Source organism: Achromobacter sp. NPDC058515 (genome assembly GCF_042721735.1).
In the GTDB taxonomy this organism is placed as follows: domain Bacteria; phylum Pseudomonadota; class Gammaproteobacteria; order Burkholderiales; family Burkholderiaceae_B; genus Achromobacter.
In genome coordinates, this window is record NZ_JBHXNI010000003.1 from 547664 (window position 1) to 570184 (window position 22521).

Here is a 22521-nt window from a genome sequence, read left to right on the forward strand (position 1 = left end):
GGCGGCGGCGCCGCGTCAGCCTTGCAGCATCCGCCGCCAGCGGTCCGGCGTCAGGCCGTAGGTCTGGACATGGCGGCGCGTCAGGTGGCTTTGGTCGGTGAAGCCCGCGTCCGCGGCGGCGTCCGCCAGCGGGCGGCCCGCGGCGATCAGCCGGCGCGCCTGATCCAGGCGGCGCAGCATCACATAGCGGTAGGGGCTGGTGCCGAACAGCGCGCGGAAGTCGCGCGACAGGCTCCAGCGGTCGGCGCCCGCCGCGCGCGCCAGCTGCTCCAGGGTGATCGCCTGTTCCAGCGACGCATGGATGTAGTGCCGGGCGCGGTTCGCGGCGGCGTAGTCTGGCAGGCGACGCAGGGCCTTGTGGCCCGCGGCGGCGCACAGCGCCTGGGCCATTTCATAGAGGGCGTCGTCTTCCCGCAGCGGATCGATGGGGCGGGTGGTGCTCTGCAGCAGCGCCTCGGTGGCGGCGTACAGCCGGGGATCGGCCGAGATGCCGTCGCGGATGAAGGGTAGCGGCCGTCCGCCCAGGATCTGCTGGATGAGCGCCGGCTTCACGTAGACCATGCGGTAGCGAAAGCCCGCGTCGGTGCCGGCCTGGCCGTCGTGGACTTCGTCGGGATGCAGCACGATGGTGCCGCCCGGCAGGCTGTGCCGGTAGCCGCGGCGGTAGTGGAAGCTCTGTACGCCGGCCAGCGTGCGCCCGATGGCGTAGGTGTCGTGGCGGTGCATGTCGTAGCCATGGCCGCGGAAGTAGGCCTCGATGCGCTCCACGTGGCCTGAAGGTTCGGCGCGCTTGATCCAGTCCTGCGCGGGCTTGGTCGCGGTCATGCTGGAACCTGCGCGCCGAGGCGTTACGCCTGCTTCACCTGGACCAGCACGAACTCGTTGCCGTACAGGTCGATGAAGTGGGCATAGACAGTGGTTTCGTCATGGACGGGCTCCTTCGTGAAGCGCACTCCCTTGGCCACGAACCGGCCGTGGTCGCGCAGCACGTCGTCCGTGTAGAACACGCCCACCGGCTGGCCGCCGGTCTGGTCGCCGACGCGGTCGCGCTGCGCCTGCGTCAGCGCTTGCAGCAGCCACACGCCGACTGCGGGCTGCTCCGGCAGGCGCAGGTGCACGTACCGTTGCTGCCCGACGGGCATATCGGCGAAGACCTCCATGCCCAGCTTGTCTTGGTAGAAGGAGATTGCGGTGTCGTAGTCGTTCACGAGAAGGACGAGACGGCCCAGCGAATGCATGTCAGGACTCTCTTTGAGGTTTTGCGTGCGGCTATGCTAACCCGCCGGGCCGTCTTCCTCTTTAATCGGCCTCGCGCAGCAGGCGCAGGCCCACCAGCGGGTAGCGCGTTTCGGGGGTGTTCCAGTTGCGGTAGGACGACCGCGTGTACAGCGCCCAGGTGTGCCAGGAGCCCCCGCGCCTGACCCGGACATTGCCGGTGGCGGGTCCTTGCGGATCGTCGGCGGGAGAGTGCGCGTAGTAGTCCTCGCCGTACCAGTCCGACACCCATTCCCAGGCGTTGCCGTGCATGTCGTACAGGCCGAAGGCGTTGGGCGCATAGCTGGCCACGGGCGCGGTAAAGGCGTTGCCGTCAGGGCGGGCCGAGGCGTAGGCCTGCCATTTCGGCCACAGCGGCTGGGCATCGGCGTCAAAGCCGTTGCCGATGTCGGGCATGGCCGCGGGGTCGTCGCCGTTCTGATAGCGGCTGCGCGCGCCGGCCCGGCAGGCGTATTCCCATTCGGCCTCGGTGGGCAGGCGGTACACCCGCCCCTCTTTCTGGGTCAGCCATTGCGCCAGCGCCGTGGCGTCGTTCCAGCTGATGTTCACGACGGGATGGTCGTCGCTCTGCGCAAAGCCCGGATTGCGCCAGGAATAGCGGTGGTCGCGGCCTTCGAAGGCGTCGCCGTGCGCGGATTTCTCGGGTTCATAGGCGGCGTTGTAGCCGTAGCCGCCCGTGCCGTCGGCCTCGGACTCCGGAACATAGCCGGACGCTTCGATGAACCGGCGGAACTGGCCCACGGTGACCTCGGTGCGTTCCAGGTAGAACGGCCGCGTGATTCGCACGGTATGCACCGGCGCCTCGTCGAACAGCTGGGTGAACCGGTCGGCGGGATAGTGGGGATAGGCGGCGGCCAGCGCCTCGGGCGCTTCGTCACTGCCCATCTGGAAGGTGCCGGCGGGCACGCGCACGAAGCTCATGCCCAGCAGGTTTTCGATGACGTCAGGCGCTTCCGCGGACAGGGCGGGCGCCGGCAGCAGGGAGCAAAGCAGGACCAGGGCAGGGCATGTACGCATGGTTGTCTAGGGCGCGAGGCGTGAAGGTGCGCAATAGTATTGCCGCCGCGCCCGCCCTGCCAGACGCGGGGAACCCTCATGCCGGGGAGGCGCCGCCGCGGGGGGGCCGGACGGACCCGCCGCGTCGTCAGGCCGGCCGGTCCTGGCATTCCAGCCATTGCCGCGGCGACGCGCCCATCTTCTGGCTGAACACGCGCGACAGCGCCGAGGCGTTGGCATAGCCCAGTTCGGCCGCGATCGTCTTGACCGCGTGGCCGTCCCGCAGGCGCGACTGCGCCAGCGTCAGGCGCCAGTCGGCCAGGTAGTCGGCGGGCGGCTGGCCGACCACGTTCCTGAAGGTCGCGGCGAATGCGCTGCGCGACATGCCGGCCTGCGCCGCCAGCGCGGCCAGCGTCCAGGGGGCGCCCGGCGTCTCGTGCATGGCGACCAGCGCGCGCGCCAGCCGGGGCTCGGACAAGCCCGTCATCACGCCGACCTGGATGCCCGCTACTTCGTGATGGTCGATCAGCCAGCGCAAGAGCTGGATCAGCACCACCTCGAACAGGCGGTCCGCCAGCAGCCGCTGCCCGCAGCGGACCTGCTCGGTTTCCTCGAACAGCAGCGCCAGGGCCTGTTCCAGGCCGCGGACGCGCGCCAGCGGCAGCGCGATCAGGGGCGGCAGCGCGCGCACCAGCGGGTGGCGGGCGCCGCCGTCGAAGTGCAGGGTGGCGCAGGTGAAGTCCGGCCCGTCTTGCGGCGGATTGTGGAATTCATGGTGGACCGGGCGCGGGTAGAACAGCAGGGTGGGTTCGGCGATGCGCAGCCGCCGGGGCAGGCCGCTGCCGGGGCGGTGGCTGACCTCCAGTTCGCCGCGGCGCAGCACATGCAGGAAGCCGCGGCCCGCTTCGGGGGCGAACCGGTTCAGGCCGCACAGCGGTCCGCTATGGAACAGCTGGGCGCGCACGCGAAACCGCTCCAGCAGGGCGGACAGGCGGTCGATGGCGGGAAGCATGATGGGATGGACGAATAGATATGAATCATGGACGTTAAGTATCCAATATAACTCCCGTCGCGAACATACTGACGCAAAGGCAGACGGCAATCGCCCTGTCTTTCTTCCCAACCTTTCAAAGGAAACATCATGTCCCGCGTTCCCCTTATCGATGCCTCCCTTGCCCCCGCCGCCAGCAAGGGCCTGCTCGACCAGATCCACGGCGCCTTCGGCGCGACGCCCAACATGTTCCGGGCCGTGGCCAATTCGCCGGCCGCGCTCAAGAGCATGTGGGGCGCGTTTGGCGCCCTGGGCGGCGGCGTGCTGCCCGCGCAGCTGGCCGAGCAGATCGCCGTCGCCGTGGCCGACAGCAACCGCTGCGAATACTGCCTGGCCGCGCACACCGCGCTGGGCAGGAAGGCCGGCGCCAGCGCCGAGCAGATGGCCGCCGCGCAGGCCGGCCGGGCGGACGATCCGCAAACCGCCGCCGCGCTGGCCTTCGCGTTGAAGCTGGTGCGCCAGCATGGCCAGGTGGGCGAGGCCGACGTGGCGGCGCTGCGCTCGGCGGGATTCAACGACGAGCAGATCGTCGAGATCCTGGCGCACGTGGCGTTGAACCTGTTCACCAACTACGTGAACGTCGCGTTCGACGTGCCGGTGGACTTTCCCCGCGTGCAGCTGCGCGTGGCGTAAGCGCCCGAAGGCGCAGGGCGGGCGTTCAGCCCGCCTTGCGGATGGTGAAGTTGATGCGCAGGCTGCCCAGCCGCGGATGCGGCCGGTCTTTCAGGGGCATCACGCCGTGGTAGCGCAGCCGGTCCACGCCGCCCCAGACGACGACGTCGCCGTGAAACAGCGGCACCCGCGCGGTCTTGTCCGCGCGCGCGTCGCCGCCGAAGAGGAACATGGCCGGCATGCCCAGCGACACGGAGACGATGGGCGCGCTGTAGTCGCGCTCGTTCTTGTCCTGGTGCAGCGACAGGCGCGAGCCGGGCTCGTAGCGGTTGACCAGGCAGGCGTCCGGCGCAAAACCGGGAAAGCCGGCCTCGGCCGCGGCGTCCCGCGCCAGTTGTTCGAAGGCTTGCGGCATCGCCGGCCAGGGCTGGCCGGTCATGGGATCGATGCGGCTGTAGCGGTAGCCGCGCGCATCGGTCGTCCAGCCCAGCGCGCCGCAATTCGTCAGCGCCACCGACATGGTGTAGCCGCCGGGCGTGTCCATGTGGCGGAACGGAGCCTGCGAGGTTACGGCGTCCACGCCGGCCAGCAGGTCTTCGATCGCAGGCAGCGCGAAGCCGCGTAGGACCACGGACTGCGCGCCCAGCGGCACCCGCCCGCGCTGCGTGGCGTCGTCGTCGCCGAAGAGGTCCAGGTTCGAGTCCATGTCAGAGCGCGTCGTGGAAGATGATGCCCAGCGTATGGCGGCGGCCGGAGAGCAGCGTGCTTACGCCATGGCGCATGGCCGCCTTGCGCCAGCCGCGCACGCCTGGCACCGGACGCTGGTTGACGGTGAAGACCAGCGCGTCGCCCTGCCGCAGGGGCAGGACATCGGCGCGCTGCTCGCGGCTGCTGGTTTCCGTCATGACGAATTCGCCGCCGGTGAAATCTTCGCCGGGCCGCGACAGCAGCACGGCGACCTGCAGGGGGAACACATGCTCGCCGTACAGGTCCTGATGCAGGCAGTTGTAGTCGCCCGGCCTATACTCCAGGATCAGCGGCGTGGGCCGAAGCTGGCCCGCCGCATGGCATCGGGCGAGGAAGGCCGCGTGTTCGTCCGGATACCGGACCGCGATGCCCATCTGCTGGTTCCAGCGGTTGGCGATCGGCGCCAGATGCGGGTACAGGGCGCTGCGCAGCCCCTGCAGCAGCTCGGGCAGGGGGTAGGAGAAATACTTGTACTCGCCCCGGCCAAAGCCATGGCGCGCCATCACGACCCGGCTGCGGTAGCGGCCGTTGTCCGCGTAGGCGCCGGCCAGGGCCGCGCATTGCGCGGGCGTCAGCAGGCCGGGCAGGATGGCGTTGCCGTGCGCGTCGAGCGCGGCGGCCGTTTCGGTCCAGTCGCGCTGCTGCAGCGCGGCGTCGGTGGGCAGGAGGTTCATGATGCGGGGTGCAAGGGCAGGAAAGCGCTATGGCCAGTCTACGCCCGCAGCGCGCGCCGGCCACTCCGCTTGTTGCGCCGGCCTATAGCAGGGGCTCCAGCGGCAGCAGGGACGCGAACCCCACCCACCACCGTTGCCACAGGCCGGTGCCCGGTTCGGTGTCGTGGCGGATGGTCTTGCCGTCGCGCTGCTCCAGCCAATAGAGTTCGCCCCTGTCGTCCAGGCAGACGCGGTAGGCAGTCTTCGGAACCTCCTGCTCGAAGGCGCCCGCGACGCCGCGGGCCAGCGTCGGGCTGTCGATTACGAAACCCAGTTCGGTGTTCAGCCTGGCCGAACGCGGATCGAAATTGAACGAACCCACGAAGACGCGCCGGCCGTCCACCGCGAAGGTCTTGGCGTGCAGGCTGGAACCCGAGCTGCCGAAGGGGCCCATGCTCTTGTTGCGCTCGGCGCCGCCCGCCATGCGCTTCATTTCGTACAGTTCCACGCCGGCGGCCAGCAGGTCCTTGCGGCGCTTTGCGTAGCCGGAATGCACCACCGCCACGTCGGTGGCTTCCAGCGCATTGGTCAGCACCCTGACCTTGACGCCATCGCGCGCCATCTTGGCGAACGCCTGCGTGCCGGCGGCGGTGGGCACGAAGTAGGGGGAAACCAGCTCCAGGTTCGCCTCGGGCGCGCCCAGGATGTCGTGCAGCTGATGCGGCAGCATCGCCTCGCGCGGCGCCGTGCCCAGCGTCTTGCGCGGATCGTCGCTCACCATGCGCGTGTCCGCCCATTCCAGGCGCAGCTCGCCCTGCAGCAGCTGCCGGATGAAGGGCAGCTCGCGCATGGCCTGGGCATAGGCGGCGGCTTCGGGCGAATCTTCCAAGCGGGCGGCGTCCGCCTGCAGTTCGTCCAGCTCGCCGGGCGAGGCCGTCTTGAGCAGGCGGTCCACCGGGTAGGCGGAATCGCTGGCCCAGTAGCGGTCGAAATCGGTCGACACGTCGTTGACCGCGGCGCCGATGGCCAACACGTCCAGGTCCGTGAAGAGCACGCCGCTGGCCGCGCCGAAATACTCGTCGCCGACATTGCGTCCGCCGACGATGGTGGCCTGGTTGTCGGCGGTGAAGGACTTGTTGTGCATGCGGCGGTTCAGGCGGCTGAAGTCCGTCAGGTAGCCGAGCGGCTTGGGCCAGCGCAGCGTAAAGGGGTTATACAGGCGCACTTCGATGTTCGGATGCCCGTTCAGCGCGGACAGCGTCTGGTCCAGGCCGGAGGTGCCGTTGTCGTCCAGCAGCAGGCGAACGCGCACGCCCCGGTCGGCGGCTTCGTGCAGCGCCTCCAGCAGCATGGTGCCCGTCATGTCGCCGTGCCAGATGTAGTACTGCACATCCAGGCTGCGCTCGGCGGCGCGCGCCAGCATCATGCGGGCGGCGAAGGCGTCATGGGCGTTGGACAGCGGGTGGATGCCCGACTTGCCGGGGTGCGCGGCCGCCAGCGGCGCGATGCCCCGGCCCAGCGGGGTGGCGAGGGATTCTTCGGGCGTCAGCGCATGCGACACGCTGCGCTTGTCCAGCGAGGGCAGGGAACAGCCGGTCAGGAATGCGCACAGGGCGGTCATGAGTAGGGATTTGGCAAATTGCATCCCCGTATTGTGCAGGACGACCGTTACGTGGCGTTCAAGCCGCGCCCGGCGTGCCGCAACGCGGGGCTGGGGCTTGACGAATTTCCAAATATGGGAGAAATTCTCGTATATGGAAAACAATGCTTCCCCTGATCCCGATCTGGACCGCCGCATGGCCGCCAGGCTCAAGACGCTGCGCCAGGACCGCGGCTGGTCCCTGGACGATCTGGCCGGCCGCGCGGGCGTCAGCCGCGCGACGCTGTCGCGCCTGGAAAACGCCGAGGTCAGCCCCACCGCCAGCGTGCTGGGCAAGCTGTGCGCCGCCTATGGGATGACGATGTCGCGCCTGATGCTCATGGTGGAGGACGACTTCGTCGCCTGGGTGCCCGAGCGCGCGCAAGCCGTGTGGGTGGACGAGAGCGTGGGCTTTCGCCGCCGTTCGGTGTCCCCGCCGGCGCAGCAGCTGGCGGGCGAGGTGCTGGCCTGCGAACTGGCCGCGAACGCCCGCATCGCCTACGACCATACGCCGCGCCCGGGGCTGGAACACCATCTGCTGATGCTGGACGGCGAGCTGTCCATCACGGTGGACGGCCAGGCCCACGATTTGCGTCCCGGCGACTGCCTGCGCTATCAGCTCTTCGGCGCCAGCGCCTTTGCCACCCCGCCGCACAGCGGCGCCCGCTACCTGCTCTTCATTGTCTGAGTCCGCCATGTCCCATCCAAGCCCTGAATTGACCCTCCTGTCGGCGCAAGACGCCGCCGCGGATCTGCCCGAACTGGCCAGCCTGCTGCACGCCTGCGTGCAGGGGGGCGCCAGCGTCAGCTTTGTCCTGCCGTACTCGGAAGAGGATGCCCAGGCCTACTGGCGCGGCAAGGTGCTGCCCGCCGTGGCTGGCGGCGCGCTGAAGCTGTGGGTGGCGCGGCAGGACGGGCGGGTGGCTGGTTCGGTCCAGCTGGATACCGACACGCCGCCCAACCAGCCGCATCGCGCCGAGGTGCGCAAGCTGCTGGTGCATCCGGATTTCCGCCGCCGGGGCATCGCTCGCCGGCTGATGCGCGAGGTAGACGCCATGGCGGCGCGGCTGGGCCGCAGCCTGATCACCCTGGACACGCGCACGGGCGACAGCGCCGAACCTTTGTATGCGTCGCTGGGCTATCAAACGGTGGGGGTGATCCCGGGCTTCAGCCGCGATCCGTTCGATGCAGCCAAAGTGGACGGGACGACGATCATGTACAAGCAGCTATGACCGGCGGTTTCGGGCGCCCCGCGAAATGGGGCGCCGCGCGCGGGCTCAGGCCAGCGGCTTGATGCCGACGCTGTAGGGCGGCGCGTTGCCACGGGCGGCGGCTTTGATCTTCAGCATGGAGCCGCCGGGCGTGAATTCGAAGTCCTGGTAGGGCACCTCGAACCACTGGTGAAAGCTGGTGCGCGAGAACTCCGGCACCCAGACCTTGGCGCGCTTGGCGTCGCAGTGGAATTCCACCAGCGTGCGGTCGATGCCCAGGGGCCGGGTGTTGCCGATGCGGTAGCTGACGCGCAGTTCGGCGCTTTCGGTCGAGCCGGGTCGCCAGGTCAGGCCGATGGATTCCATGAATTGTTCGATCGCCTGAATGCCGCGATACATAGCTGACTCCGAATGCAGGCGGGCGCAGCGCGCCCGCAAAGATCCGCCGCGTGCGGCGGCGGGAAACAGACGAATTATCCGCCATTCCGGCTTTCCGCGCCCTGGGCGGCTCCCCCGCAGAATTTCAGGATGGCGTCCGCCACGGCTTGCGGCGCTTCGCGTTGCGGGAAATGGCCCACGCCTTCGAGCACCCGGCGCTCGTAGCCGCCGGTGAAATAGGATTCCTTGCCTTCGGACGTGGCGGGCTGGTTGCAGGCGTCGGCGCCGCCGTGCAGCACCAGCGTGGGCGCTGTCAATACGGGCGCCGGCGTCAGCCGGGCCGCGTCCCCGGCATAGGCCGGATCGCCGTCCGCAAAGCCCCAGCGGTGACGGTAGGAATGCAGCACCACGGCGGGCCAGTCCGGGTTGTCGAAAGCGCGCGCCGCCTCTTCGAATTGTTCGGGCGCATACCAGGCGCCGGGCGACCAGGTGTCCCACATGAAGCGCGTGAATTCCCGGGCGTGCGCGCGCACTGCCTCGGCCCCGCGCGGCGTGGCCATGAACCAGTGATACCAGTAGTTGCGCGCCTGGGCCAGGGACAGGGCCTGGGCCGGGTCGTTGGTGCCGTAGCCCACCGACAGCAGCACCAGCCGGGACGCGATGCCCGGTTCCAGGCCGCAGGCGTTGGCCGCGGCGCGCGCGCCCCAGTCGTGTCCGGCCAGCACCGGCTGCCGCAGGCGCAGCGCGCCGATGAAATCCAGCAGATCGCGCCCCAGCGCGGCAAGCTCGCCGCTGCGCGGCGTGTCCGCGCGCAGGAAGCGGGTGGGCCCGAAGCCGCGCAAGGCGGGGCACAACACGCGATAGCCCTCGGCCGCCAGCCGATCAGCCACGATGCCCCAGGATTCGGGGCTGTCGGGCCAGCCATGCACGAGCACGGCGGTGCGCGAGCCGGCCGGATTCCATTCCTGGTAGGCGATATCGAGCAAGGGAGTCTGGATGTGGGAGTACGGACGCATGGCGGGATTTCCTGCGGGTTGGGATGCTGTCACGATAGCCGCGCCGCTTGTCATGATTCTTGATGAATGCATTGGTATTATCAGTAAATCATTGATAAAAGGAACGCGCTGCCGTGTACGCCCCGAACGAACCCGCCGGTCCCGTGCTGGACCTGACGCTGTTGCGCACTTTTCTGGAGGTCGTCGATTGCGGCGGCTTTGCGCTGGCCGCCGATGCGCTGGCGCTGACGCCTTCGGCCGTCAGCGGCCACATCAAGCGGCTGGAGGTCGTGGCCGGCGCCGTGCTGCTGGACCGCAATACGCGCAGCTTTGAGCTGACCCCGGCGGGCGAGACGCTCTACGCCTACGCGCGCAACATCGTCGATCTGGAAAGAGAGGCGCGCGCCCGCCTGAGCGGCGCGCGGCTGAAGGGACGCCTGCGGGTCGGCTCTTCCGAGGACTTCGCGGGCGCCTGGCTGGCCGAGGTCTTGCAGGCGTTTCATCGGACGCATCCCGAGGCGTCCATCGAGCTGAAGGTGGGCGTGACCGCCGACCTGCTGCGCCAGCAGGCGCGCGGCAAGCTGGACGTGGTGTTCGGCAAGCAGTGCGCGCGCGTGGACGACGGCGGCGAGCTGCTGTGGGAAGAGGATCTCGTGTGGGCTTGGGGGGACGACAAGGCCTGGAAGCCGGGGGCGCAGGTGCCGCTGGCGGTGTTTCCGGAGCCGTGCGTCTACCGCGAGGCCGCCATTGCCGCGCTGGGCCGGGCGCAGCGCGCATGGCAGCCCGTGTTTGAAAGCGCCAGCATGGCGGGCTGCCTGGCGGCGGCGCAAGCCGGTTTTGCGGTGGCGCCGGTGGCGCGCAGCCAGTTGCGCGAGGGGCTGCGCGCCTTGTCCGCGCAAGAGGGCATGCCCGAGCTGCCGCAGGCCTGCTTCTATGCCTTCTCGCGCTCCGCCGGCCCCGCCGCGCAGGCGCTGGTGGCGGCGGTCAGGCAGACCGGTCAGCGCCGGCGCTTTGCGCGCTGAATCGGCTGGGCCTTGCGCATTTTCAATCGTCGCCATTGAGGAAAGCAAATGGACGCACGGCGCCATGGCCTGCACCATGCCGTCTATGTCCTCTATAAGACCGGCGCCCTGTCCGCCGGCAGGGACGCCTTGCTCCAGGAGTCATCATGGCGAATTTCATAGAAGCATTGGTCAACGCGGAACTCTCATTGTTTGGCGTGGCGACGGTCAGCGAGCCCGTAGCCGAGCCCGCCGCCGCAAGCGCGGATACCGCGCCCCGGTTCGACAGCGAGCATTACCGCAGCGCCCTGGGCTGAAGGGCCCGCGACGCATCAACGTAGAAATAGGCAGGTTTCACGCAAGATCGAGCCTGTTCGCGCAGCCTTGCGATTCTTACTATTCCTTCCAGGGCCGGGACCGGCGGCTTATTTATGAATCCGCCGTCGCCCGCCGGGCAGCCTGGCATCTTGCCGGCCGCCGCGAGCACGGAAGGGAATCGCATGAATACCGAAAAAATCTGGTTGGTGACGGGCGCGTCGACGGGGCTGGGGCTGGTCCTGGTGAAGATGCTGTTGAATCAGGGATACAAGGTGGCAGCCACCGCCCGCGACGGCGATGCCTTGCTCGATGCGGTGGGCGCGAAGCTGGAAGGCCAGTTCCTGCCCCTGACCGTAAACCTGGCGGACGAGCGCAACGTGCGCCGCGCGGTGGACGCCACGATGGCGGCGTTCGGCGGTGTCGATGTGCTGGTGAACGGCGCCGCCCACGGGCTGCAGGGATCGCTGGACAGCCTGTCCGACGCGGACTTGCGCGGCAGCTTCGACACCCATGTGTTCGGCGTGCTGAACGTCATCCGCGCGGTGATGCCGCGCATGCGGGCGCAGCGCAGCGGACATGTGTTCAATATCTCGTCGATCCTGGGTTTTGACGGCGGCTATGCGGAGTGGGGCGCTTACAGCGCCGCCAAGTTCGCCGTCAGCGGCCTGACCGAAACCCTGGCGGCCGAGGCCGCGCCCCTGGGCATCCGCGTGTCGCTGGTGTATCCGGGCGCGATGCGCGCCGGCGCGCGGGGCGAGTCTCCTGAACTCGCGGCGCGCAGCCCGAAGGGACTGGAGCAGGGCGGCGATCCGGCCAAGGCGGCGCAGGCGCTGATCCACGCGGCAGAGGCGCAGTACGCGCCCCTGCATCTGTTCCTGGGGCGCGATTCGTTCGATCAGGCCCGCAGCAAGATCCAGGCGGTGCAGCAGGAGCTGGCGCGCTGGCGCGAGATGTCGGTGTCGATCGGCTTCGTGGACGAAAGGCGGCTGGCGGCATAGGCGCTGGGTTCACCCTGTCAGGCCGCGCGCGGCCTGATAGGCGCCCAGCAGCGCCAGGCTGACCATGAAGCACAGCTTGAACGTCCGCGCGGACAGCTTGTCGCGCAGCCATTGGCCCAGAGCCATGCCGGCCAGCGCGGGCAGCAGCATCAGGATGGACGCGCCCGCGGCGTGGGCGGTGTAACTGCCATTGAGCCATAGCCCCGCAGCCAGCGCCACGGTCGATACCGTGAACGAAATGCCCATGGCCTGGATCAGTCCGTCCTTGCCCAGGTTCAGGGCCTGCAGATAGGGCACGGCGGGAATCACGAATACGCCCGTGGCGGCGGTGATCACGCCGGTGATTGCGCCGACCACCGCGCCCAGCGCGCCCTCGCGCCGCGCCGGCACGCTGGGTGGCGACCCGAACAGCCCCCACGCCGCGTAGGCCACCAGCGCCAGCCCCAGGCAGACGCTGGCCCACTGGCCGGACGGCGCGCCTAGCCACAGCGCGCCGGCTATGGTGCCCGCGCAGACGCCCGCCTGCATGCCGGCGATGCGGCGCAGCACGCGCAGCAGCGTCGGCCAGGGCCGCGCCTGCCACAGGTTGGTGACGAGCGACGGCACGATCAGCAGCGCCGCGGCCTGCGCCGGCGCCATGACGAGCGCCAGCATGGCCATGGAAATGGTGGGCAGGCCCAGGCCGACCACGCCCTTCACCACGCCGGCCAGGATGAACACCGCCACGGTGATGGCCAGCAGCGCGGGCGTGCCGCCAGGCAGCATATCCATGGGATTCATGAAGGCTCGCAGTGGGCGGTGAGCGCGTCCCTGGGACGCCCGAACAAGGCATAGGCCACGTCTTGCGTCGCGTTCGCGCCGTCGCTGCGCGCGGCGCGCATCAGCCACAGGCGTCCCTCGCACAGGTCCGCGGTCTGGGACGGGCCATAGAGCGCGGGTGCGCCGATCAGCGCCACGCCCAGCATGCGCTGCGCAGGGACGTGGCCGTCGCGCGCCGCGGCGCGCAGCCAGGTCATCATGGCGGCGTAGTCGCCCACGGTCTGGGCTTCCAGCGCCAGGGCGTACTGCTGCGCCGGCGTGGCGTAGGCGCCGAAGCCGGCGTTCGCTTCGGCTGCGCCTGAGGCTTGCAGCGCCAGCGCAATCAGGGCCAGGCCCGGCCATCGGGCCGCGCCGCGCCATGTCATGGTTTTCATGGAAACTCCCCTTGTCGGTGGTACGGCTTCATTCTGCCTTGCTGGCGCCCAAAATCCGCATCGGGATCTTGCATACCCCGCCTATGGATCAGCCTGAGGCCGGCGTGCTACGCTTTTTTCATGCGATTCGACCTGACCGACCTGCGGCTCTTCCTGAACGTGCATGAAACCGGCTCCATCACGGCGGGCGCCAGGCGTTCCCACATGACGCTGGCCTCCGCCAGCGAGCGCATCCGCGGCATGGAAGACGCGCTGGGCGTGCCGCTGCTGCTGCGCGAGCATCGCGGCGTGGCGCCCACGCCGGCGGGCCGCACGCTTGCGCACCATGCGCGGGTGGTGCTGGGGCAGATGGACCGCATGCGCGGCGAGCTCGACCACTACGGGCAAGGGCTGAAAGGACACGTCCGCGTGCTGTGCAACACCACGGCCCTCAGCGAGTACCTGCCTGGCGTGCTGGGCGCCTTTCTCAAGGACCATCCGCGCATCTCCGTGGACCTGGAAGAACGACTCAGCCATGAGATCGCCGACGCGCTGCGCGCGGGCGCGTGCGACATCGGCGTGCTGGCGGATTCAGCCGACCTGCACGGGCTGCGCACGCGCACGTTCCGCCACGACCCCTTGACCCTGGTCGTGCCGCAAGGCCATCCGTTGGCGGAGCGCCCGTCGGTCCTGCTGGCCGACGTGGCCGGCCACGAATTCGTGGGGCTGGTGGAAGGCAGCGCGCTGCAGGAGCACATCGCGCATCATGCGCGCCGCAGCGGCAAGGCGCTGTCCTACCGCGTGCGCCTGCGCAGCTTCGATGCCGTGTGCCGGATGGTGGGGCAGGGCGTGGGCATCGCCATCGTGCCGCGCGTGGCCGCGCTGCGCTACGGGCGGGCCGCCGGCGTGCGGCGCGTGGCGCTGGCCGACGATTGGGCCGCCCGCGACCTGGTGCTATGCGTGCGCGATGACCTGCCGGCGTACGCGGGAGAACTCGTGGAATACGCGCTGCGCGACGCGCCCGCGCCTGCCGGACCCGCTACGGACGCGCAAACAGACGGCGCCGCGGAAGGCGCCCGCGGTCGAACCAGGAGCCCGACGCGACGGCGCCCAGGATGACGAGGCCGTACACGCACATCGCCACCGCCGCGATCACGAAGAACACGGTCAGGGATCCGGTCAGGCGCAGCGCGAGGCCGCCCGCGCCGATGCCGATCAGGAGGCGCAGGAAGCCCGCTATCAGGGGCCATTTGAGGCGTCCCGCGCCCTGCGAGGCGAAGTACATCGAAAAGCCCAGCGCAAAGAAGCCGTAGACGGGGCCAACGATGCGCAGATAGCCGGCGCCGGCCTGCAGCATGTGGTCTTCGGCGCCGAACAGGCGCAGCCACGCTTCCGGGAAAAACGCCGCCGCCAGGCCGATGCTCTCGGCCAGCACGAAGGCCATCGCGCCGCCGGTCAGGGCGATGCGCAATGCGCGCTCGGGCTGGCCCGCGCCGATGTTGGACCCCACCATCGCGACCATGGGCGCGCCCAGCCCGAAGGCGATCGGCATCAGCAGGTATTCCAGGCGCACGGCGATGCCGTAGCCCGCCACCGCCGCCTCGCCCGCATAGGCGCCCACCAGCGCGGCCGTCAGGGCCACCAGCGCGTTGGTCATCAGCGGGTTGATCGTGGCCAGCGCGCCCACGCTCAGGATGTTGCGCATCAGGCCCGCGTACAGGCGGCTGGGCACGAGGCGCGCCGCGTTGCGCCCGCTTGCGCAGTAGGCGCCCAGGATCAGCGCGCCCGCCGCGTAGTAGGTCACCAGCGCCCAGCCCCCGCCCGCCACGCCCAGCGCGGGGAAGGGCCCCCAGCCGAAGATCAGGCAGGGCGACAGCGGAATCAGCAGCACGGCGCCGCCGCAGATGACCGCGCCGGGCACCAGCATGTTGCCGGTGCCGCGGATGGCGCTGGCAAAGGCGTTCATCAGCCACATCAGCACGATGCCGCCGAAGATGACGTTGGAGTACGCCAGCGCGGCTTCCAGCGCGGCGCCCTCGGCGCCCAGGGCGCGGTACAGCGCCGGGCCGAAGACCAGCAGCACTACGCAGAAGGCCAGGCCCAGCAAGGCGTTCAGCACCACGGCATGCAGCACGAGCTGGTCGGCTTCCTGTTGCCGGCCGCCGCCCAGGGCGCGCGCCACGGCGGCGGAAATTCCACCGCCCATCGCGCCCTGCGACATGTTCTGCATCAGCATCAGCACGGGCACCACCAGCGCCACGCCCGCCAGCACGGGCGTGCCCAGGCGCGCGAGGAACCAGGTCTCGATCAATCCGGTGGAGGACTGCGCGAGCATCATCAGGATGTTCGGCCATGCCAGCCGCGCCAGGGTCGGCGCGATGGGGGCGTGAAGCATCGCATGCAAGCGCGCATTGGCGGGTCGTGGCGGGGAAGTCGCTGGCATGGCGGGGCCGGTGGGAAAAGGTTGATAAAAGTTACGTGCATATGCCAGTATCTGTCAAGAACGGGCTGGACTCGAACCTGGCCCGGCAGTAGCGTTATGTTCTTGCCCCGCCGACTCTTTATCGCCCGCCAGCCATGTCCGACGCCCCGCTGTTTGCCCCCGCCGCTGCCCCGGACCCGCTCGTCTGCAATGGCGCCGCCTTGCGCAAGGCGACGCGGCGCGTGTCGCAGCTGTATGACACGGTGCTGGCGCCTTGCGGCCTGAAGGTGTCGCAGCATTCGATCCTGGTCCATATCGCGCGCGCCGGCACGCCGTCCATGACCGACCTGGCGCGCGCCATGGTGCTGGACCGCTCGGCGCTGGCCCACAACCTCAAGCCGCTGCAGCGCGATGGCTATGTGCGGATGATGCGCGACGCGTTCGACGGCCGCAGCCGCCGGGTCGAGCTCACCGACGCGGGCCGCGCCAAGCTGGCGGAATCCAAGCGCTTGTGGAAGGACGCGCAGAACCGTTTCGAGGCGGCGTATGGCGCCGAGCGCGCCGCGGCCTTGCGCCGTTCGCTGGCGGACATCTTCTCCGACGAATTCGCCTTGGCGTTCAGCCGCGGCTAGGGCTCGTCCGCCGCCCCGCCCAGCCCAGCATGGCGACGGCGGCCAGCACGCAAGCCATGCCGGCCAATTGCGCGGCGGCCAGCGGCTCGCCCAGCAGGCCGGCCGCCAGCGCCACGGCCGAGACCGGCGCAAGCGCCGTGAAAAGCGCGGCATCCGATCCCCGCACCCGCGCCGAGCCCGCATACCAGAGCAGGAAACCGCCTACCGTGGGCACCAGCGCGTAATAGCCCACCGCCGCCAGGGCATGGGCTGGGAGCGGCAGCGTCCATGGCGCCTCCGCCAGGCAGGCCAGCGCCGAGAACGCCAGGCCGAAGCCCGCCATGATGGTCGACAGCGCCAGCGGCGCCACCGGCACATGCAGGCGCTTGTTGAGCAGGATGAACAGGCCTTCGCAGGCCACCGCGCCCAGGATCAGCGCGTTGCCGGCCAGCGACGTCGCGCCGCCCGCGCCGGCCGCATGGCTGGACATCAGCCAGACGCCGAAGGCCGCGACGCCGATGGCGGCCAAGGCGCCTTTGCCGGGGCGTTCGCCCAGCACCAGGATGGCGATCGCGGCGGTCGCCAGGGGCAGGGTTCCCAGGATGATGCCGCCGTCCACCGCCGATGCGCGCTGCAGCCCGGCGATCAGCAGGGTGGTGTAGCCCACGCTGCCGGCGATGGCCTGCGCCATCAGCAAGAGCCAGTCGCGCCTGCCCAGCCGCGGAATCCGGGCGCCGGTTATCGCCATCAGCAGCGCAAAGCACGGCAGCGCGATGGCAAAGCGCAGGGCGGTGGCGGTAAAGGGCGGCAGGCCGGCCCCGATGATCTTGCTGGCCACCACCGTGCTGCCCACCAGCGCCATCGCGCCGGCCAAGAAGCAAAAGCCCTGCGTCCTGCTGTTCATGGCCAAGTCCGCCTGTCCGAATGGAAAGGCGCAGCGTAGGACGGCGGGGTGGGCCGGGTCTTGAACGAAATTGCAGCGGGCGGGCGTCAGCCGGCGGCCAGCGCGTAGCGCCGCGGCGATACGCCGTAGGTGCGGGTGAACAGCCGGGTCATGTGGCTTTGGTCCGCGAAGCCGCCCGCCGCCGCCGCATCGGCCAGGGTGTAGCCGCGCCGGATCAGGCTGCGCGCCAACAGCAGCCGACGCTGCATCTGGTAGGCGTGGGGCGTGAGCCCCGTGGCCCGGGCAAAGGCGCGCAGCGCCTGGTAGCGGCTCAGGCCGCAGGCCGCGGCCAGGTCGGCCAGGGACAGCCCCGCCGCCGGGTCGTCGTCGATCAGCGCGCGCGCATGGCGGATGGCGTCGGGCGCGCCGATGAGATATTCGTTCCGGAGACGGGCAGCGTCGGGGCTGCGCGCCTGCGCCAGGATCCGCAGCAGCAAGGCGTCGCAGGCCAGGGGCGGAGCGTGCGCCGTGGCGTGGGAATACAACGCCAGCACGTCGCGGGCCAGGCCGGGGCGGTCCTGGGCGGGGTGCTCGAATTCGTAGCTGCGCCCGTCCGCGCGCAGTTCGGCCGCGGCATGCGCGACGACCTCGGGATCTAGGTACAGCATCTGCCAGGCGCGCTCGCCGCCCACCGGCGCGCCGTCGTGCACTTCGCCGGGGTTCACGGTAATGACGTGCCCGGGGCCCGCGCGCACCTGGCCGCGTCCGCTATGCGACACCTGCTCGCCCTGGCGCATGACGCCGATGCCGAACTGGTCGTGCGTGTGCCGCGAGAACGCGCGCCCGCTGCGCGCGGCGACGGCCTGCACGCCGGCGAGCGCGCTGCGGTGCATGACGAATGCGTGTGAGTCCATGGCGGAACCGGAAAGGGCTTGCGGCCAGTATCGCCTGCCCGGTGCGGCGCGATCAAGCTATTGCAGGCCGTTCCAGCGCGCCGCCGACGGTTCGACGGCCGCCCATTTCCATTGCCCGTTCTGTTGCCGGCAGATCTGGCTGGCATACGCGGCGGCGGGCGCCTCGTCCTGTATAGGAGGGCAGGCGGCGTCGCGGATGCGCGCTTTACATTTCTTGGCATTTTTTTCCGCCCGGGCCGCGGGCGGAAAAAAATCAGGATGCCGGTCGATGCGCGAGGACGGGCTTGGCGTGCCGGGCACGCCAGGCGCGCAGGATCAGCTTCTCGATTTCCACGATGCCAAACAGCACGGCGGCCGCGACCAGGGTCAGCGTCCAATATTCCGGCGGCAGCGGCACGGTGCCGAACACGCGGTTCATCCATGGCAGGTAGATCACGGCGCACTGCAGCAGCCCCAGCGCGATGGTGACGAGCCACAGCGCCTTGTTGCGGAACATGCTGAGCGTGAGCGAGAACCTGTCCTGCAAGCGGCAGTTCAGCAGATAGGTCCACTGCGCCGTCACCAGCGTCTGCAGGATGACCGTGCGGATGAAGTCGGGGTCCCGCCCTGCGGCGACCAGGCTTTTCTCGATGATGAATGCGGTGGTGGTGAACAGGATGCCCACGAAGGCGATGCGCCAGATGGCGAAGCCGTCCAGGATGGATTTCCCGGGGGTGCGCGGCGGCCTGTGCATCAGGCCGGGTTCGCCGGGCTCGAACGCCAGGCCGAAGGACAGCGTGGTGGAGGTTGCCATGTTCATCCACAGGATCTGCAGGGGCGACAGCGGGGTCAGCGCGCCGGCCAGGATCGCGGTGATGACGAGCAGGGCCTGCGCCAGATTGGTGGGAAGGATGAAGAGGATGGTCTTCTTCAGGTTGTCGTAGACGCGCCGGCCCTCGCGCACGGCATAGGCGATGGAGGCGAAGTTGTCGTCCGCCAGCACCATGTCGGCGGCCTCCTTGGTGACCTCGGTGCCCTTGATGCCCATGGCCACGCCGACGTCGGCCTGCTTGAGCGCGGGGGCGTCGTTGACGCCGTCTCCCGTCATGCCGACGACTTCGCCCAGGCTTTGCAGCGCGCGCACCAGGCGCAGCTTGTGCTCGGGGCTGGTGCGGGCAAAGATATCGTGGTCGCGCGCCAGCGCGGCCAGTTCTTCGTCGCTGATGTGCTGCAGCTGCGCGCCGGTGATGGCCTCGCTGGTGTGGGTCATGCCGAGCATGGCGCCGATGGCCAGCGCCGTTTCCGGATGGTCTCCGGTGATCATCTTCACGCGGATGCCTGCCTGATTGCAGTGGGCGATGGCTTCGATGGCTTCGGGGCGGGGCGGATCCATGATGCCGGCCACGCCCAGCAGGATCAGCCCGTCCTGGAAGTCCGGATGGTCCAGCGCGGTTGCGCCCGGGGCGCCAAGCTTGTAGGCGGCTGCCAGCGTGCGCAGCCCCTGATGCGCAAAGGCTTCCAGGCCGCTCTGCCAGTACTCCGCGCGCAGCGCCTGCGGGCCGTGTGCGCCCTGTTCCCGGGCGCACAGCTGAAACAGCACATCGGGCGCGCCCGTGACGTAGATCAGATTCTGGCCATGGTCGTTGCAGCGGCGCGCCATGTACTTGTAGCTGGAGTCGAACGGCACCTTGCCCAGCTTCTCCACGCCGTCCAGGCCCTGTCCGGCCTTCGCGGCCAGCACCACCATGGCGCCTTCGGTGGGGCCGCCCACGATGCGCCATTGGCCATCGGCGTCTTCATGCAGCTGGCTGTCGTTGCAGATGGCCGAGGCGCGCACGAAGCGCTTGAGCGCGTCTTCATGCTCCCAGTCCACGGGCAGCCCGTCGGATTCCCGGGCGATCTCGCCCACGGGCCGGTAGTTGTCGCCCGCCACGCGGTAGGCGCCCTGCGCCAGCAGCACGTTCTTGGCCGTCATCTCGTTCATGGTCAAGGTGCCGGTCTTGTCCGAGCAGATCACCGTCATCGCGCCCAGCGTTTCCACGGTGGGCAGCTTGCGGATGATGGCGCGGTTGCGCGCCATGCGCTGCACGCCCAGGGACAGGATGATGGAGATGATGGCGGGCAGGCCTTCGGGCACCGCCGCCACCGCGATGCTGATCAGCGACAACAGCAGATCGGACAAGGGCATGCCCATTTGGTAGCGGCCGACCAGGAACAGCACGGCCACCATGACCAGCACCACCTGGAAAATGCGCTTGCCCAGCTGATCCATCTGCCGCAGCAGAGGCGTCTGGAGCGTCTGCACGTCGCTCATCAGGCGGTTGATGTGGCCAATCTCGGTGTCGCTGCCGGTGGCGATCACGATGCCGCGCGCGTTGCCGGCGCTGACATGGGTGCCGGAGAACCCCAGGTTCAGCCGGTCGCCCAACGGGACGTCGCCGGGCAGCGGCGCGTCGTGCTTTTCGACCACGGTGGATTCGCCGGTCAGCATGGATTCCTCGACACGGAAATTGTGCGTGTCGAACAGCCGGACGTCGGCGGGAATCTTGTCGCCCGGGCGCAGGATCACGATGTCGCCGGGCACCAGGTCGCGGGCGTCGATCTCTTCCTTCTGGCCGTCGCGCACCACGCGGGCATGGTTCGACAGCATGTCGCGGATGCCGTCCAGCGAGCGTTCCGCGCGGCTTTCCTGCACATGGCCGATGATGGCGTTGATGATCGCGACCGCCAGGATGACGGCGGTGTCCAGCCAATGTCTCATCAGCGCCGTCACGACCGCCGCGCCCAGCAGGATGTAGATCAGCACATCGTTGAAATGAGCCAGGAACCGCAGCCAGGCGCTGCGGCGGACCGGGGGAGGCAGGGCGTTCAGGCCGAAGGTTTCCTGCCTGCGCCGGATCTGGTCTTGCGACAAGCCCGAGGGGCTGGTCACCTGGGCGCCGAGCGTGTCGGCGACGGAAAGCTGGTGCCAGGGTTGAGGAGCTTGCGGAGCCTGCGTGTTCGCCTGCGTCATTGCCTACGGCCTCCCGGGGACTGGCGCCGTGACCGGGCCGGGAGCCGGGGCCGCACAGGTCAGTCCGGCTTTCATGATACCCGCCCCTGTGCGCGGGGCCGGGGTTACACGGGCGGGCGGGCGCCCTTGGTGTAGACCTCGCGCAGGGCCGAGGCGAACAAGGCGTCCACGTTGCGCCGCAGGCCGTCGGCGCGCGTGAACAGCGAGATCGGGGGCAGGGTCCAGTCGAACGAATAGGGCACGATGGCCGCGCCGGCGATGCGCACCAGTTCGTCGGCGATATCGGCGGGAAGGATCGAGACGGCGCGGTCGCTGGCCACGATCATCTCCCCGATCAGCTTGGACGAGTCGCTTTGCACCGAAGGCGGCGGCAGCGCCAGGCCGGCGCGCAGGAAAATGTCGGCCACCTGTTCGCGGATCGGGCTGCCCGGCGTGCCCAGGATCCAGTCCAGGTCGGCCAGGCGGTTCCATTCCAGCCGCGAACGGCCCAGCCGGGCGGCCAGCCGGCGGCTGGCGATCAGGCGCGGCTGCTGGTGATAGAGCACCTCGAAATCGATGTTGCTCAGGTCCACCGAGGGCGTGGCCCAGCCCACGACGATGTCCAGCGTGTGATCGCGAAGCTGGCGCAGCAGCGCGGGCCCCTGGCCTTCGTGGATGGTGGCCGTGATGCGGCGTCCTTGCGGCAGCGTGCGTCCGATGGCCGCCGACAGCATCTGGCCCGATACGAAGGGAATCACGCCGATATGCAGGTGGGCGGCATGGCCGGCCGCGACGGCCTCCATTTCCTGCACCAGGTGGCCCAGGTCGTGGACCAGCCCCCGGGCCCGGGCCAGCACCACGGCGCCCAGCGGGGTGGGCGTCATGCCCCGGACCGAACGGTCGAATAGCGGCACGTCGAACATGCTTTCCAGTTCGGCCAGGGCGTTCGTCACGGCCGGCTGGCTGGTGGCCATGTGCTCCGCCACCCGGGTCAGCGACCCGTGCTGCTCGATCTGCAGCAGGAGCATCAGGTGGCGCATTTTCAGGCGCGAGGTCAATTTCCGGACGACGGCGTCCGGGTCAAAGGCTGTCATAGACAGATCATAATATAAAGGTAATGGGACAATATTAAATCCGAATGATAACCTTATGCCTTGAGGCCTAGAATTTTTCACAATTCAAGACTAGGAGGCCCCGCCCCATGAACACGCCCTCAGACCGCCAAGCCGCATTGGACTATCACGAGTACCCCACCCCGGGAAAGATCTCCGTCGTGGCGTCCAAGCCGCTTGTGAACCAGCGCGACCTGGCGCTGGCGTACTCGCCCGGCGTGGCGGCGGCCTGCGAGGAAATCGTGGCGGACCCCGCCAATGTGTATCGCTACACCGCCCGCGGCAACCTGGTGGGCGTGATCACCAACGGCACCGCGGTGCTGGGCCTGGGCAACATCGGCGCGCTGGCCTCCAAGCCGGTCATGGAAGGCAAGGCGGTGCTGTTCAAGAAGTTCGCCGGCCTGGACGTGTTCGACATCGAGATCAACGAGACCGACCCGGACAAGCTGGTCGAGATCATCGCCGGCCTGGAAGCCACCTTCGGCGGCATCAACCTCGAAGACATCAAGGCCCCGGAATGCTTCACCGTCGAGCGCAAGCTCCGCGAACGCATGAAGATCCC

The 22521-nt window shown here is 69.3% G+C and carries 24 protein-coding genes and 1 pseudogene; 9 read left to right on the forward strand and 16 right to left on the reverse strand.

The annotated features are described in order from the left end of the window. Positions 1-15: 15 nt before the first annotated feature. The 4 genes from ACFWP0_RS08435 to ACFWP0_RS08450 form a co-directional block, all read right to left on the reverse strand. Complete coding sequence (locus tag ACFWP0_RS08435; RefSeq protein WP_377841133.1) at positions 16-825, reverse strand: AraC family transcriptional regulator; 810 nt, start codon at positions 823-825, stop codon at positions 16-18. A gap of 23 nt (positions 826-848) precedes the next feature. Further along, complete coding sequence (locus ACFWP0_RS08440; RefSeq protein WP_377841135.1) at positions 849-1238, reverse strand: VOC family protein; 390 nt, start codon at positions 1236-1238, stop codon at positions 849-851. 61 nt (positions 1239-1299) lie between these two features. Then, positions 1300-2292: a formylglycine-generating enzyme family protein gene (locus tag ACFWP0_RS08445; RefSeq protein WP_377841136.1), complete on the reverse strand. Its 993-nt coding sequence runs from the start codon at positions 2290-2292 to the stop codon at positions 1300-1302. Positions 2293-2419: 127 nt separating this feature from the next. Further along, the gene (locus ACFWP0_RS08450) at positions 2420-3283 is read right to left on the reverse strand and encodes an AraC family transcriptional regulator (protein ID WP_377841138.1); all 864 of its coding nucleotides are present in this window, start codon (positions 3281-3283) and stop codon (positions 2420-2422) included. Positions 3284-3412: 129 nt separating this feature from the next. Here ACFWP0_RS08450 and ACFWP0_RS08455 point away from each other — a divergent pair, with 129 nt between their 5' ends. Further along, entirely contained in the window at positions 3413-3955 is a 543-nt protein-coding gene (locus ACFWP0_RS08455; protein ID WP_377841140.1) for a carboxymuconolactone decarboxylase family protein, read from the forward strand. Between the two features lie 25 nt (positions 3956-3980). Here the strand turns inward: ACFWP0_RS08455 and alkB are convergent, their stop codons facing one another. The 3 genes from alkB to ACFWP0_RS08470 all read right to left on the reverse strand — a co-directional run bounded on the left by alkB (position 3981) and on the right by ACFWP0_RS08470 (position 6979). After that, positions 3981-4640 (reverse strand): DNA oxidative demethylase AlkB, encoded by a 660-nt coding sequence (alkB, locus tag ACFWP0_RS08460; protein WP_377841141.1) that lies wholly within the window; start codon positions 4638-4640, stop codon positions 3981-3983. Position 4641: 1 nt separating this feature from the next. After that, complete coding sequence (locus ACFWP0_RS08465) at positions 4642-5355, reverse strand: 2OG-Fe(II) oxygenase (RefSeq protein ID WP_377841142.1); 714 nt, start codon at positions 5353-5355, stop codon at positions 4642-4644. An 82-nt stretch (positions 5356-5437) separates the two neighbouring features. Then, on the reverse strand, positions 5438-6979 hold the full coding sequence (locus tag ACFWP0_RS08470; RefSeq protein ID WP_377841144.1) for a phospholipase D family protein: 1542 nt from the start codon (positions 6977-6979) through the stop codon (positions 5438-5440). Positions 6980-7088: 109 nt separating this feature from the next. Between ACFWP0_RS08470 and ACFWP0_RS08475 the strand changes: the two genes are divergently transcribed. Next, the gene (locus tag ACFWP0_RS08475; protein ID WP_377841145.1) at positions 7089-7661 is read left to right on the forward strand and encodes a helix-turn-helix domain-containing protein; all 573 of its coding nucleotides are present in this window, start codon (positions 7089-7091) and stop codon (positions 7659-7661) included. 7 nt (positions 7662-7668) lie between these two features. Beyond that, positions 7669-8205: a GNAT family N-acetyltransferase gene (locus ACFWP0_RS08480; protein WP_377841147.1), complete on the forward strand. Its 537-nt coding sequence runs from the start codon at positions 7669-7671 to the stop codon at positions 8203-8205. Between the two features lie 45 nt (positions 8206-8250). Here ACFWP0_RS08480 and ACFWP0_RS08485 read toward each other — a convergent pair whose 3' ends face one another. Next, positions 8251-8583: a hypothetical protein gene (locus ACFWP0_RS08485; protein ID WP_377841149.1), complete on the reverse strand. Its 333-nt coding sequence runs from the start codon at positions 8581-8583 to the stop codon at positions 8251-8253. Positions 8584-8657: 74 nt separating this feature from the next. Then, positions 8658-9578 carry an alpha/beta fold hydrolase gene (locus ACFWP0_RS08490; RefSeq protein WP_377841150.1) on the reverse strand — a complete coding sequence of 307 codons (921 nt, stop codon included), beginning with the start codon at positions 9576-9578 and terminating at the stop codon, positions 8658-8660. 113 nt (positions 9579-9691) lie between these two features. On the opposite strand from ACFWP0_RS08490, the gene ACFWP0_RS08495 reads away from it, so the two are divergent. From ACFWP0_RS08495 to ACFWP0_RS08505, 3 genes are all read left to right on the forward strand, one after another. Then, complete coding sequence (locus ACFWP0_RS08495) at positions 9692-10579, forward strand: LysR family transcriptional regulator (RefSeq protein WP_377841151.1); 888 nt, start codon at positions 9692-9694, stop codon at positions 10577-10579. Positions 10580-10725: 146 nt separating this feature from the next. Continuing rightward, positions 10726-10875, forward strand: coding sequence for a hypothetical protein (locus ACFWP0_RS08500; protein ID WP_377841152.1), 150 nt, complete (start codon positions 10726-10728; stop codon positions 10873-10875). Between the two features lie 183 nt (positions 10876-11058). Next, positions 11059-11874, forward strand: a complete 816-nt coding sequence (locus tag ACFWP0_RS08505; RefSeq protein WP_377841154.1) for an SDR family NAD(P)-dependent oxidoreductase — start codon at positions 11059-11061, stop codon at positions 11872-11874. A gap of 9 nt (positions 11875-11883) precedes the next feature. On the opposite strand, the gene ACFWP0_RS08510 is transcribed toward ACFWP0_RS08505, so the two are convergent. Together ACFWP0_RS08510 and ACFWP0_RS08515 are read right to left on the reverse strand one after the other, a co-directional pair. Beyond that, positions 11884-12654 carry a sulfite exporter TauE/SafE family protein gene (locus ACFWP0_RS08510; protein ID WP_377841155.1) on the reverse strand — a complete coding sequence of 257 codons (771 nt, stop codon included), beginning with the start codon at positions 12652-12654 and terminating at the stop codon, positions 11884-11886. Beyond that, positions 12651-13067 (reverse strand): sel1 repeat family protein, encoded by a 417-nt coding sequence (locus tag ACFWP0_RS08515; protein WP_377841157.1) that lies wholly within the window; start codon positions 13065-13067, stop codon positions 12651-12653. The genes ACFWP0_RS08510 and ACFWP0_RS08515 overlap by 4 nt, the downstream gene beginning before the upstream one ends. Positions 13068-13187: 120 nt before the next feature. Between ACFWP0_RS08515 and ACFWP0_RS08520 the strand changes: the two genes are divergently transcribed. Then, positions 13188-14165: a LysR family transcriptional regulator gene (locus ACFWP0_RS08520; RefSeq protein WP_377841158.1), complete on the forward strand. Its 978-nt coding sequence runs from the start codon at positions 13188-13190 to the stop codon at positions 14163-14165. On the opposite strand, the gene ACFWP0_RS08525 is transcribed toward ACFWP0_RS08520, so the two are convergent. After that, on the reverse strand, positions 14086-15441 hold the full coding sequence (locus tag ACFWP0_RS08525) for an MATE family efflux transporter (RefSeq protein ID WP_377841160.1): 1356 nt from the start codon (positions 15439-15441) through the stop codon (positions 14086-14088). The genes ACFWP0_RS08520 and ACFWP0_RS08525 overlap by 80 nt on opposite strands. Before the next feature lie 182 nt (positions 15442-15623). Between ACFWP0_RS08525 and ACFWP0_RS08530 the strand changes: the two genes are divergently transcribed. After that, positions 15624-16100: a MarR family winged helix-turn-helix transcriptional regulator gene (locus ACFWP0_RS08530; protein WP_377841161.1), complete on the forward strand. Its 477-nt coding sequence runs from the start codon at positions 15624-15626 to the stop codon at positions 16098-16100. On the opposite strand, the gene ACFWP0_RS08535 is transcribed toward ACFWP0_RS08530, so the two are convergent. From ACFWP0_RS08535 to ACFWP0_RS08550, 4 genes are all read right to left on the reverse strand, one after another. After that, positions 16087-16983, reverse strand: coding sequence for a DMT family transporter (locus ACFWP0_RS08535; RefSeq protein ID WP_377841163.1), 897 nt, complete (start codon positions 16981-16983; stop codon positions 16087-16089). The genes ACFWP0_RS08530 and ACFWP0_RS08535 overlap by 14 nt on opposite strands. Before the next feature lie 86 nt (positions 16984-17069). After that, positions 17070-17876: an AraC family transcriptional regulator gene (locus ACFWP0_RS08540; protein WP_377841165.1), complete on the reverse strand. Its 807-nt coding sequence runs from the start codon at positions 17874-17876 to the stop codon at positions 17070-17072. Positions 17877-18129: 253 nt separating this feature from the next. Next, positions 18130-20868, reverse strand: a complete 2739-nt coding sequence (locus ACFWP0_RS08545) for a cation-transporting P-type ATPase (protein WP_377841166.1) — start codon at positions 20866-20868, stop codon at positions 18130-18132. A gap of 104 nt (positions 20869-20972) precedes the next feature. Beyond that, positions 20973-21941, reverse strand: coding sequence for a LysR substrate-binding domain-containing protein (locus ACFWP0_RS08550; RefSeq protein ID WP_377841168.1), 969 nt, complete (start codon positions 21939-21941; stop codon positions 20973-20975). 107 nt (positions 21942-22048) lie between these two features. Here ACFWP0_RS08550 and ACFWP0_RS08555 point away from each other — a divergent pair. Beyond that, positions 22049-22521 (forward strand): annotated as a pseudogene (locus tag ACFWP0_RS08555) (NADP-dependent malic enzyme); the annotation flags it as partial.